The sequence below is a fragment of the Streptomyces sp. NPDC045846 genome, from assembly GCF_056431605.1.
The window spans coordinates 203,391-214,759 of sequence record NZ_JBWKKJ010000001.1; the positions used below are offsets into that span (position 1 = coordinate 203,391).

Consider the following 11,369-nt stretch of genomic DNA (forward strand, 5'->3'; position numbering starts at 1 on the left):
GGGGGGTCGGGAGCAGGATGGGGGCATGAGCCTGAAGCTGACCAAGAAGACCCATGCCTGTGTCCAGCTGGAGAAGGACGGACGCACCCTCGTCATCGACCCGGGCACCTTCAGCGAGCAGGACGCGGCGCTCGGTGCCGACGCGATCCTGGTCACCCACGAACACCTCGACCACTTCAACGAGGAGCGCCTGCGCAGCGGCCTCGAAGCCAACCCGGCCGCCGAGATCTGGACCCTGCGCAGCGTCGCGGAGAAGATCTCGGCGGCCTTCCCCGGCCGCGTCCACACGGTCGGGCACGGCGACGCGTTCAGCGCGGCCGGGTTCGACGTCCAGGTGCACGGCGAGCTGCACGCGGTGATCCACCCCGACATCCCGCGCATCACCAACATCGGCTTCCTGGTGGACGGTTCGGTCTTCCACCCCGGGGACGCGCTCACCGTCCCCGACCACGCGGTGGACACCCTGATGCTGCCCGTGATGGCCCCGTGGAACAAGATCTCCGAGGTCATCGACTACGTGCGCGAGGTCAAGCCGCGCCGTGCCATCGACATCCACGACGCCCTGCTCACCGATCTCGCCCGGCCCATCTACGACGCGCAGATCGGAGGCCTGGGCGGCGCCGATCACGCCCGCCTGACGCCGGGGGACTCGACGGAACTGTGAGTGTCCGAGCCGGGCGGTAGGTTGGGATCCATGCGCATCGCCACCTGGAACGTCAACTCGATCACCGCCCGGCTGCCCCGCCTGCTGGCCTGGCTGGAGAGCACCGGCACGGACGTGCTGTGCATCCAGGAGACCAAGACCACCGCCGAGGGCTTCCCCGCCGCCGAGCTGCGCGAGCTCGGCTACGAGTCCGCCGTCAACGCCACCGGCCGGTGGAACGGGGTGGCCCTGGTCTCCCGGGTCGGCCTCGACGACGTCGTGCTCGGGCTGCCCGGCGGCCCCGACTACGAGGGCGCGCAGGAGCCGCGCGCCATCTCGGCGACCTGCGGCGGGGTCCGCCTCTGGTCGGTGTACGTGCCCAACGGCCGCGAGGTCGAGCACGATCACTACGCGTACAAGCTGAGCTGGTTCGAGGCCCTCAAGGCGGCCGTCGCCGAGGACGCCGCGGGCCCCCGGCCCTTCGCGGTGCTGGGCGACTTCAACGTGGCCCCGACCGACGAGGACGTCTACGACCCGGCGGTCTTCGCGGGCCTCACCCACGTCACCCCCGCCGAGCGGGCCGCGCTGGCGGCCCTGCGCGAGGCGGGCCTGTCCGACGTGGTGCCGCGCCCGCTCAAGTACGACCGTCCTTACACGTACTGGGACTACCGCCAGCTCGCCTTCCCGAAGAACCGCGGCATGCGCATCGACCTGGTCTACGGGAACCAGCCGTTCGCCAAGGCGGTCAAGGACAGTTACGTCGACCGCGAGGAGCGCAAGGGCAAGGGCGCCTCCGACCACGCGCCGGTCGTGGTGGACCTGGAGGTGTGAGGGCCGGGCGCCCGTCCCGGCGTCGCATCGGCACCCCGCGTGCCTGGTAGTGCAACCGAGCCTCGAATGGGAGTCTGGATCGTATGAACTTCCTCCAGAGCTGGCGAAAGCGGCACACCACGGCGCCCGGGGTGGCGGTCCACGCGGCGGTCAGGGAGGACCCGGAGGGCGTCGCGGAGATGCTCGCGGAGTGCGAGCTGCTGCGGACCAGGGCCTGGCAGAACAAGCTCGAACTCGACGACACCCCGACGTCGTTGCAGGCGCTCGACCAGCTGCCCCCGCGCTGGCGCGAGGACCCGGAGGAACTGCCCTGGCTGGGCAACGACGCCGGTCTGTACCTGGGCACCGTCATCGTGCGGACGATCCCGGGCGCCAGCTGGGACGTGTGGCCCAGCGGCCAGCCGGTGGTGCGGCTCGCCTCCGGGCGCGAGATCGACGTGGTGGACGCGGGGCTGACCTGGGCCGCGACCGGAGCTCCCGAGCTGTTCCAGGTGTACGCCGAGGCCTCGGAGGCCTGACGGGCGGTCCCGCCGCCCCTGCGCCCACTGGGCCACCATGGTCAAAATACGGTTTATGCCCTATTCGTGCGTGTCGAGATGAAGTCCCCTACCCGGCTGGATAGTTTGCGCTGACCTCGACACAGCGATGAGTGGGCAGGACAGCGTATGGCCGTCGATCCGTTGATCCAGCTGCGTGACGTCAACAAGTACTACGGGAAGCTGCACGTCCTCCAGGACATCAACCTCACCGTCGGGCGCGGGGAGGTGGTGGTGGTCATCGGCCCGTCCGGCTCGGGCAAGTCGACGCTCTGCCGGACGATGAACCGCTTGGAGACGATCGAGTCGGGTTCCATCGCGATCGACGGCAGACCCCTCCCGGAAGAGGGCAAGGGCCTCGCCCAGCTCCGGGCCGAAGTGGGCATGGTCTTCCAGTCGTTCAACCTCTTCGCCCACAAGTCCGTCCTCGCCAACGTCTCGCTGTCCCAGATCAAGGTCCGCGGACGCAAGAAGGAGGACGCCGACCGGCGCTCGCGCGAACTGCTCGACCGGGTCGGCCTCGCCACCCAGGCGGAGAAGCTCCCCGCCCAGCTCTCCGGCGGCCAGCAGCAGCGCGTGGCCATCGCCCGCGCCCTGGCCATGGACCCCAAGGTCATGCTCTTCGACGAGCCCACCTCGGCGCTCGACCCGGAGATGATCAACGAGGTGCTGGAGGTCATGCAGCAGCTCGCCCGGGACGGCATGACCATGGTCGTCGTCACCCACGAGATGGGCTTCGCCCGCTCCGCCGCCAACCGCGTCGTGTTCATGGCCGACGGACGCATCATCGAGGACCGCACCCCCGACGACTTCTTCACCAACCCGCAGAGCGACCGGGCCAAGGACTTCCTCTCCAAGATCCTCAAGCACTGAGCGGGGGTGTACGCAACGATGATGGCCAAACGACGCGCGCTGGCCGCCCTGCTGCTCACGCTGGCCGTGGCCGGCTGCGGCAGGTCGGGCAGCCCGCCGGTGAAGGGCCCCAAGGCCGAACTGCTGCCGCACTACACGGTGGCCAAGGACACCAACCTGTCCGGGTCCGCGGTGTGGCGGCGGGCGAAGAGCCGCGGCCACCTGGTCGTCGGCGCCAAGGAGGACCAGCCCTACCTGGGTGAGAAGGACCCGGCCACCGGCGTCTACACCGGCTTCGACATCGAGATCGCCAAGATGATGTCCGCCTCCCTCGGCTTCGACCCCAAGACCATCGAGTTCAAGACGATCGCCTCGGCCAACCGCGAGACCGCCCTGCAGAACGGCCAGATCGACTACTACGTCGGCACGTACACCATCAACGACAACCGCAAGAAGCTGGTCGGCTTCGCGGGCCCGTACTACCTGGCCGGTCAGGGCCTGCTGGTCCGCAAGGACGAGAACGGCGTCAGCGCCCCGCGGGACTTCGACGGCAAGCGCGTCTGCTCGGCCGCCGGATCGACCCCGTACCAGCGGATGGAGAAGGACTACCCGAAGGTCGACATGGTCGCCTACGACACGTACTCCGTGTGCGTGGACAACCTGCTCACCTTCCAGGTCGCCGCCGTCACCACCGACGACACCATCCTGAGCGGCTACGCGGCCAAGGTGCCCGACGAACTCAAGGTCGTCGGCAAGCCGTTCTCGAAGGAGCCGTACGGCGTCGGCGTCCCCCGGAGCGACAGCACGCTGCGGTTCGCGCTCGACGACGCCATCGAGACCCACGAGAAGAACGGCGACTGGAAGAAGGCCTACGCCGCGACGCTCGGCCTGTCCGGGCGCCCCGCGGCCCCCGCCCCGCCCATCGACCGCTACCCGGCGAGCTGAGGCCGCAATGGACGTACTCACCAAGAACTTCTCGCTGTACGGCAAGGGCTTCCTCGGCACCGTCGAACTGACCGTGTACGCCTCGGTCCTGGCGCTGGTGCTCGGCTTCGTCATGGCGTCCTGCCGGGTCTCGCCGGTCGGCTCGTTCCGGGTGCTCGGCACGGTGTGGGTGACCGTGCTGCGCAACACCCCGCTGACCCTGCTGTTCTTCGCGGTGCTGCTCGGACTGCCGCGCTTCGGCCTGGTGCTGCCCTTCCAGTTGTTCGCCGTGATCGCGCTCGGCTGCTACACCTCCTCGTTCATCTGCGAGGCGCTGCGCTCCGGCATCAACACCGTGCCCAAGGGCCAGGGCGAGGCGGCCAGAAGCCTCGGGATGACCTTCGGCCAGACGCTGTCCACGGTGGTGCTTCCGCAGGCGTTCCGCTCGGTGATCCCGCCCATCGGCTCCACGCTGATCGCACTCGCGAAGAACTCCGCCATCGCCGGGGCGTTCAGCGTCACCGAACTCCTCGGCACCTACAAGACGTTGAGCGAGCTCGGCTACAACATCATCTGGACCTTCGTCTGGATCGCCATCGGCTACCTGATCATCACGCTCTTCATCAGCGCCGTCTTCAACCTTCTCGAACAGCGCTGGGGAGTCGCCCGATGACCGCGCCACTGGCCAAGGACTCCACCGCTCTCTACGACTTCCCCGGGCCCCGGACCCAGCAGCGGCACCTGGTCTACGGCGTCATCTCGACGCTCCTGATCCTCGCCCTGTTCGGCTGGGTGGCCTATCTCCTCTTCGACACCGACCAGTTCACCGCCGCGAAGTGGACGCCCTTCGAGTACAAGGGCATCCAGGAGCTGCTGCTCCGCGGACTCGGCAATACGCTGCGGGCCTTCGCGTTCGCCTCGGTGCTCTCGCTTGCGCTCGGTGCGGTGCTCGCCACCGGGCGGCTCTCCGACCACCGGCCGCTGCGCTGGATCGCGACACTGCTCGTCGAGTTCTTCCGCGCGATGCCCGTCCTCGTGATGATCTTCTTCATCTTCGTGGCGCTGAAGGTGCAGCCGCTGCCCGCCCTGGTGGCCGGGCTCACCCTCTACAACGGCTCGGTGCTCGCCGAGGTCTTCAGAACCGGCGTCAACTCCGTGGAACGCGGCCAGAAGGAGGCGGCATTCTCACTCGGCATGCGCAAGACGCAGGTCATGACGTACGTGCTGGTCCCGCAGGGCATCCGGGCGATGCTGCCGACCATCATCAGCCAGCTGGTGGTCGCCCTGAAGGACACCTCGCTCGGCTACCTGATCACCTATGAGGAGTTCCTGCACGCGGGGAAGCTCATCGCGTCGAATCTCGACTACGATTTGCCGTTCATCCCCGTGGTGATGGTGATCTCGCCGATCTACATCGGGATGTGCATGCTGCTCTCCTGGTTCGCCACCTGGATGGCCAGGAGACAGAAGCGCAATCCCAAGACGGAGGCCGTGGACGTCGCACCGGCCGAACCAGGGACCCTGCTGCCGAGGGGGGTCCCCCCTGGACCTTGAGTCCTCGGGGGAGCAGTAGCTGAGGGGCAGGAACCCACCCGGCAGCAGCCGGTGATCACTCCTCGCGGAGAGGGACCGTCAGCCACGACGGGTCTGACGCGGGCGAGGAGAAGGTCAGCTGCGCGCCGAGCGGGTTGTGCTCGATGTAGAGCGGGTCGACGGTGTCCACCACCAGTGCCAGATGATGGCCGGCCGGAACGTCGTACGACGTGGAGAAGAGCTCCAGGTCGACGGGGAACGGCCGGCCGGGCGTCTGTTCGTGGAAGGTGTAGGGGGCGTTGCTGACCAGCTTGCCGAGGCCGAGCGGGCCCACGTCGTAGAGGTATGCGACGAGGGTGCCGCTCTCCTTGGTCGAGGTGAGCGTGGTGTGCAGCTTCGCGGTACCGCGGATCCTGCGGTCCTCGCCGTACGTCCCCGACTGCCACACCGCGGCGAAGGAGCGCGGCAGCAGCGGGATCGACGCCATGGGCGGAAGCTTCGCGAACTGGTCCAGGATGCTGGACAGGAAGATGACTCCGCCGTCGGCGCCCGAGTCGACGTTCGCCCAGATCCGCTGGGTGCCGGACAGCGGCAGTGTCTCCTTGGCCGCGCCGACCGCCTGCCAGTCGGGATAGCCCTCGTAGGAGCCGTCCGACCGGGACTTGAGCTGGACGGGCCGCTCCCTGTCGATGCCGTTGTCGGCGCCCTTGAGGTAGTGGTCGAACCAGCGGTGGGCGTCCGTCCACACGTCGTTGGGCAGGCCGAGCAGGCCGGTCGCCTCGGCCGTGGCGTGGTCGCCCGGGCGGAATTCGAGTCGCTTGGGGCCGGTCAGCCGGGTGAAGAAGTCGGCGTACTGGTTGGGCGGGAAGAGGCTGTCGCCCCACGCGTTGCCCAGCATGAGGGCGGCGCCGTTCTCGTTGATCCGGTCCAGATACGCCGCGGGGGAGCGCTTCCGGCCCCAGTCGATCATGTCCTGTTCCTTGGCCAGGTCGGAGCCGAGGAACTCCTTGAGGATCCGGTTCAGTTCGGCGCTGGGGCGGCCGGTGAGCTGCCCGGCGGCCCCCAGCAGGGCCGCGGCCTGGAGGTGCTGGGTGCGGCCGCTGTAGATGGACTGGATGAGGTCGGCCCAGCCGCTCATCGCCACGACCGCCTTGATCCGCTTGTCGTGTCCGGCCGCGAGGAGGCTGATGCCCGCGCCGTACGAGACGCCGCCCATGCCGATCCTGGCCGGGTCGGCGGGGGTGTGGGCCAGTGCCCAGTCGATGACCGAGGAGACGTCGGCGATGTCCGGCGGGCCCGCGACCTCGATCTCGCCGCCCGAGAGCCAGAAGCCGCGCGAGGTGTAACTGACCACGGTGTAGCCCGCGTCCGCGAGCTTCTGGGCCTGCGCGAGGTACTCGATCTGGGGCATGCCCCAGCTGGTGGGGAAGACGATCAGCGGGTACCGGTCGCCCGGCCTGGCCCCGGCGGGCGTGAACACGTTGCCCTTGAGGGTGATCCCGCCGGAGCCCGGGAGGTCGTGGAACGTCGGGCCGACGCTCGCCGGGGCGATGGCCGCGGCCCTCGCCGGGGCGGCCCCGGCCGCGGGCGCGAGGCCGAGGGCCGCGCCCGCGAACAGGGCCGCGACGGTGAGAGCCGCTGCCGTGGTCCTGGACGGTCGGCCGGACAGGTGGTGGGGGGCCATGCATCGCTCCTCGCTCGCGCCGGTGCAAAGTGACCCGACGGTAACCGCGAAGCCTTACCCGGGGTAACTGGTCGGTAAGTTACGCGAGGGTAACGATTGTTGGACGGCGTGTCAGTTGGCGGTGGCGCCGCCACCCGCCAGCGCGCTCCTGGCCTTCCAGGCGTCGTACGTCAGATTCCACTCGCCGTAGCCGTTGTTGAGCGCCTGGGTGCCCTTGGCGTCGTCACCGGTGATCTCGAACGGGTCGCCGACCTGCACGGAGTCGTACACGAACTTGGCGTCCGCGTCGCTCATGCCGATGCAGCCCGAACTCTTGTTGGCCGAGCCGAAGTAGCCGGCGTTCCACGGCGCGGCGTGCGCGTACATCCCCGACCAGGTGAGCCGCATCGAGTAGTCGACCATCTTGTTGTAGGCGCTGCCGAGGCCGACGGTCTCCGAGTTCATGTTGATCGTCCCCTCCTTCGCCATCAGGACGGTCTTGCCGCGCCACGACGCCTTGTCGCCGCCGGGGGTGCCCGCCGACATCGCGATGTCCTTCACCAACTGGCCGTCGCGGTAGAGCTTGAGGCGGTGGCCGTCGAGGTCGACCTTGACGAGCTGGTTCTTGCCGATGGTGAAGTTGGTCTTGTAGTCCTTCACGAACCAGCCGCCGGAGGCGCCCGAGTCCACCCCGTTGAGGTCGGCCTCCAGGGTCACCCGGGTGCCGGACTTCCAGTAGTCCTTGGGGCGCCAGTCGACCCGGGCGTTGCCCGAGTAGTCCTCCATCCAGCCCCAGGACCCCTCGGTGTTGTCGGAGGTCGTCACCTTCAGGTGCTTCTCCACCTCGGCCTTGTTCTTCACGGGGTGGTCGAACACGATCGAGACCGGCTGGCCGACGCCGACGGTCGAGTCCTTCCCCGGGACCATGCTCACCTTGTTGACCTTCTCGGGCGCCGCCGTGGCGAAGTCGGCCTTCGCGCTGCCGCCCTTGTCGTCCTTGGCCTCGATCGCGTACGAGGTGCCCGGTGCGGCGACCCGGTCGGAGGTCCAGGTCCGGCCGTCGGCGGATATCTTCCCGTCGAGCCTGCCGCCGTCCTTGGCGGCGGTGACCGTGACGCTCTGGAGCCTGCCGTCGGCGAGCGTCACCGTCACCGGCTGCCCCGCCTTCGCCTGCCGGCCCGTCAGGTTCACCGATATCTCGGTCTTCTTGTCGGCCTTGAGGTCGGACTTCGCGCCGCCGGACGAGGAATCGCCGCCCCCGCAGGCGGTCAGAGCGGCGGCGAGGACTGCCGTGCCGGCGATCGCGGCGAGGCGGGCCCGGCGGGGCAGGGTGTGGCGGCGTATGCGGCTCAACTGGAAACCTCCGTAGCACATGCTTTTCCCTGGGTGAGAGTCACCAGCTGGACTTTAGGTTGCGAAAAGTGCTCGCAAACTCTGAATTCGGTGTGTGACAAAGACCGCAGAGGAACGGTCATCGTCCCGTCACATACGGCGCGCGGGCCGGTCATGGATCGCTGTGAGCATCCTGGGCATCCCCGACGGGCCGACGGCGGGGCGCACTTGGGAGGCCACAGACGTGTCCGCACTGCTGGTGACCGGGGACCGCGACCAGGACGCCGGGATCCGCGGCCTGACCACCGCCGAGTACCGCGCTTTTCTCGCGGGCCGCGCCGACGTCAGCTTTCTGCAATGTCCGTCGTGGGCCGAGGTCAAGGACCAATGGGTCTCGAAAAGGGTCGGATGGTCCCTTGACAATGGCGAATTGGCCGGGGTCGCGCAGATCCTGTACCGCCAATTCCCCGGCACCCGCAAATACTTCGCCTATCTGCCGGAAGGCCCGGTGGCCGACTGGTCCGACCCCGAAATGGACCGCTGGCTGGATCCTCTGCTGCGCCATCTGCGCCGGGCCGGCGCCTTCGCCGTGCGGATCGGGCCCGCCCCCGCCTACCGGCGCTGGGACGCCGCCCGCCTGAAGGCCGCCACCGGCCCGGGCCGCAGGATCGGCGACATCCTGGCCACCGAGGTCGACCCGCTAGGCTCCGCCGTCGCCGAACGCCTGCGCACCCGCGGCTGGAAGCGGTGCGGCGGGGACGACGGCGGCGACGCCGACGCCCAGCCCCGCCACGTCTTCCGGCTCCCGCTGGCCGGCCGCACCGACGCCGAGCTGTGGGCGGGCCTCAACCAGGAGTGGCGGCGCAACGTGCGCACCGCCCACAAGGCAGGCGTGCGGATCGTGCCCGGCGGCGCCGCGGACCTCCCCGAGTTCTACCGGCTGCTCAGGATCACCGAGGAGCGCGACGGGTTCCGGCTCGGCCGCTCGCTCGCGTACTACGAGCGCCAGTACGCCGCGCTCAACGCCGAACAGCCCGGCCGGATGCGGCTCTGCCTCGCCGTCCACCAGGGCGAGGTGCTCGCGGCGCACACCATGATCACCGTCGGGCGGCGGGTCTGGTACCAGACCGGCGCCTCCGCCGACCACCGCCGTGAGGTCCGGCCCAGCAACGCGCTGCAATGGCAGATGATCCAGGACGCCCGGGCGCTCGGCGCCGAGGTGTACGACATGCGCGGGGTACCCTCCACTCTCGATCCGCAGGACCGGCCCTTCGGCCTGCTGCGCTGGAAGCTCGGCACGGGCGGCCAGGTCGTCGAGACGCTGGGGGAGTGGGAGACATCCATGGGCGGGACCACCAACAACGCGCTGTACCGCGCCTTCCAGGCGTACCTGGCGCGCCGGTGACCGCGACCGCCCCGCGGGCCGTGGACAAGGGGTCCGGCCTGCTGCGCAGCAGCGCGCTGATGGCGGCGGGCTCGATCGTCTCGCGCGCCACCGGCTTCGTACGCTCCGCCGTCATCGCGGCCGCGCTCGGCGTCGGGCTGCTCGGTGACGGCTACGCGGTCGCCAACAACGTCCCCAACATCCTCTACATGCTGCTCATCGGCGGCACCCTCAACGCGGTCTTCGTGCCCGAGCTGGTGCGCGCCGCCAAGGAGCACGCCGACGGCGGCGCGGCCTACACCGACCGGCTCATGACCGCGTGCGCCACCGCGCTGGTCGCCGTCACCGCGCTCGCGGTGTCCGCCGCGCCCTGGATCGTCGGCGCGTACACCGACTACAGCGGCGCCCAGGCCGACCTCACCATCGCCCTTGCCCGCTACTGCCTGCCGCAGATTCTCTTCTACGGCCTGTTCACGCTGTTCGGCCAAGTCCTCAACGCGCGCGGTCGGTTCGGGGCCATGATGTGGACCCCCGTGCTCAACAACCTCGTCGTCATAGGGGTGTTCGGGCTCTACCTCGCGCTGGCCGCGAGCGGCGGCGGCACGCTCGGCGCGGGCGACGCCCGGCTGCTCGGCTGGGGCACGACCGCGGGCATCGCCGTGCAGGCCCTCGCCCTGGTCCCGTCGCTGCGCTCGGCCGGGTTCCGCTGGCGGCCCCGGTTCGACTGGCGCGGCAGCGGGCTCGGACGGCCGCTCAGGTCGGCGCTCTGGGCGGTGCTGCTCGTCGTCTCCAACCAGCTCGCCTACTGGGTGGTGACCCGGCTCTCCACCACCGCCGGGGCCCGGGCCGCGGCGCAGGGCGTCGGCGGGGGAGCGGGATACACCGCGTACACCAACGCGTACGTGCTGTGGATGGTGCCGCACGGCATCGTCACCGTCTCCCTGGTCACCGCGCTGATGCCGCGGATGAGCCGGGCCGCCGCCGACGGCGACCTCGCGGGGGTGCGCGCGGACCTCTCCTACGGGCTGCGGACCTGCGCCGCGGTGATCGTCCCCGCGGCCTGCGCGCTGTTCGCGCTCGCGCCCTGGATCCTCGGCTCCGTCTACGAGTACGGCAGGACGGGCGCGGGCGACATCACGGTGATGGCAGGCATGCTCATGGCGTTCGCGCCGGGCCTGATCGCGCTCTCGGGACAGTACGTCCTGTCGCGCGGCTTCTACGCCCTCGGCGACACCCGCACCCCCTTCCTGCTCAACCTCGTCATCGCCGGGGTGAACGCGGGCCTCACCGTGGTCGCCTACCTGGTGCTGCCCGCGCGCTGGGCGGTGACGGGGATCGCCGGGGCCTACACCGTGGCGCTGTGCGCCGGGCTCGCGGTCACCGCGTACACCCTCAACCGCAGGCTCGGCGGCGGCCCGCTGCTCCGCTCGGCCGCGCTGCGCGCCCAGCTGCGGCTGCTCCTCGGCTGCCTGCCCGCGGCGGCGCTCGGCCACGCGGCGGCCCGCGCGGCCGACCCGCTCGGCAGCGTCGCGGCGGCCGGCGCCGGAGCCGTCGCGCTCGTCGTGGCCCTCGCCCTGCTCGCCCGGCCGCTCGGCCTCGGCGACATCAACGCCGTGCTCGGCAAGGTGCGCCGCGGCGGCCGCCACCGAGCCCGGTGACGGGACAAAAGAG

At 70.0% G+C, this 11,369-nt stretch carries 11 protein-coding genes; 9 read left to right on the forward strand and 2 right to left on the reverse strand.

Annotated features, from left to right (window positions below; translation table 11 throughout):
• Positions 1-25 precede the first annotated feature (25 nt).
• The 7 genes from AC07F3_RS00920 (at position 26) to AC07F3_RS00950 (ending at position 5,340) form a co-directional block, all read left to right on the forward strand.
• Positions 26-664, forward strand: coding sequence for an MBL fold metallo-hydrolase (locus AC07F3_RS00920; RefSeq protein WP_479109144.1), 639 nt, complete (start codon positions 26-28; stop codon positions 662-664).
• Positions 665-694: 30 nt separating this feature from the next.
• On the forward strand, positions 695-1,474 hold the full coding sequence (locus AC07F3_RS00925; protein ID WP_479109146.1) for an exodeoxyribonuclease III: 780 nt from the start codon (positions 695-697) through the stop codon (positions 1,472-1,474).
• A gap of 83 nt (positions 1,475-1,557) precedes the next feature.
• On the forward strand, positions 1,558-1,992 hold the full coding sequence (locus tag AC07F3_RS00930) for a DUF6278 family protein (RefSeq protein ID WP_114036194.1): 435 nt from the start codon (positions 1,558-1,560) through the stop codon (positions 1,990-1,992).
• 147 nt (positions 1,993-2,139) lie between these two features.
• Positions 2,140-2,883 carry an amino acid ABC transporter ATP-binding protein gene (locus tag AC07F3_RS00935; RefSeq protein ID WP_479109148.1) on the forward strand — a complete coding sequence of 248 codons (744 nt, stop codon included), beginning with the start codon at positions 2,140-2,142 and terminating at the stop codon, positions 2,881-2,883.
• Positions 2,884-2,901: 18 nt separating this feature from the next.
• A complete protein-coding gene (locus AC07F3_RS00940; protein ID WP_479109150.1) occupies positions 2,902-3,807 on the forward strand; it encodes a glutamate ABC transporter substrate-binding protein in 906 nt (301 codons plus the stop codon).
• A 7-nt stretch (positions 3,808-3,814) separates the two neighbouring features.
• Positions 3,815-4,459 (forward strand): amino acid ABC transporter permease, encoded by a 645-nt coding sequence (locus tag AC07F3_RS00945; protein WP_479109152.1) that lies wholly within the window; start codon positions 3,815-3,817, stop codon positions 4,457-4,459.
• Positions 4,456-5,340, forward strand: a complete 885-nt coding sequence (locus tag AC07F3_RS00950; RefSeq protein WP_479109154.1) for an amino acid ABC transporter permease — start codon at positions 4,456-4,458, stop codon at positions 5,338-5,340. The genes AC07F3_RS00945 and AC07F3_RS00950 overlap by 4 nt, the downstream gene beginning before the upstream one ends.
• Before the next feature lie 55 nt (positions 5,341-5,395).
• On the opposite strand, the gene AC07F3_RS00955 is transcribed toward AC07F3_RS00950, so the two are convergent.
• On the reverse strand, positions 5,396-7,003 hold the full coding sequence (locus AC07F3_RS00955) for a CocE/NonD family hydrolase (RefSeq protein ID WP_479109156.1): 1,608 nt from the start codon (positions 7,001-7,003) through the stop codon (positions 5,396-5,398).
• A 111-nt stretch (positions 7,004-7,114) separates the two neighbouring features.
• Positions 7,115-8,356: a L,D-transpeptidase gene (locus AC07F3_RS00960; RefSeq protein WP_479109158.1), complete on the reverse strand. Its 1,242-nt coding sequence runs from the start codon at positions 8,354-8,356 to the stop codon at positions 7,115-7,117.
• A 202-nt stretch (positions 8,357-8,558) separates the two neighbouring features.
• Between AC07F3_RS00960 and AC07F3_RS00965 the strand changes: the two genes are divergently transcribed.
• Together AC07F3_RS00965 and murJ are read left to right on the forward strand one after the other, a co-directional pair.
• Complete coding sequence (locus AC07F3_RS00965) at positions 8,559-9,719, forward strand: lipid II:glycine glycyltransferase FemX (protein ID WP_479109160.1); 1,161 nt, start codon at positions 8,559-8,561, stop codon at positions 9,717-9,719.
• Positions 9,716-11,356 carry a murein biosynthesis integral membrane protein MurJ gene (gene murJ, locus AC07F3_RS00970; RefSeq protein ID WP_479109161.1) on the forward strand — a complete coding sequence of 547 codons (1,641 nt, stop codon included), beginning with the start codon at positions 9,716-9,718 and terminating at the stop codon, positions 11,354-11,356. Before AC07F3_RS00965 ends, murJ begins: the two co-directional genes overlap by 4 nt.
• Positions 11,357-11,369 lie beyond the last annotated feature (13 nt).

What these genes read in the sequence shown, in the direction of transcription:
- AC07F3_RS00920 (WP_479109144.1), top strand. Translation starts at nt 26, where the DNA reads ATGAGCCTGAAGCTGACCAAGAAGACCCATGCCTGTGTCCAGCTGGAG.
- AC07F3_RS00925 (WP_479109146.1), top strand. Translation starts at nt 695, where the DNA reads ATGCGCATCGCCACCTGGAACGTCAACTCGATCACCGCCCGGCTGCCC.
- AC07F3_RS00930 (WP_114036194.1), top strand. Translation starts at nt 1,558, where the DNA reads ATGAACTTCCTCCAGAGCTGGCGAAAGCGGCACACCACGGCGCCCGGG.
- AC07F3_RS00935 (WP_479109148.1), top strand. Translation starts at nt 2,140, where the DNA reads ATGGCCGTCGATCCGTTGATCCAGCTGCGTGACGTCAACAAGTACTAC.
- AC07F3_RS00940 (WP_479109150.1), top strand. Translation starts at nt 2,902, where the DNA reads ATGATGGCCAAACGACGCGCGCTGGCCGCCCTGCTGCTCACGCTGGCC.
- AC07F3_RS00945 (WP_479109152.1), top strand. Translation starts at nt 3,815, where the DNA reads ATGGACGTACTCACCAAGAACTTCTCGCTGTACGGCAAGGGCTTCCTC.
- AC07F3_RS00950 (WP_479109154.1), top strand. Translation starts at nt 4,456, where the DNA reads ATGACCGCGCCACTGGCCAAGGACTCCACCGCTCTCTACGACTTCCCC.
- AC07F3_RS00955 (WP_479109156.1), bottom strand. Translation starts at nt 7,003, where the DNA reads ATGGCCCCCCACCACCTGTCCGGCCGACCGTCCAGGACCACGGCAGCG.
- AC07F3_RS00960 (WP_479109158.1), bottom strand. Translation starts at nt 8,356, where the DNA reads ATGTGCTACGGAGGTTTCCAGTTGAGCCGCATACGCCGCCACACCCTG.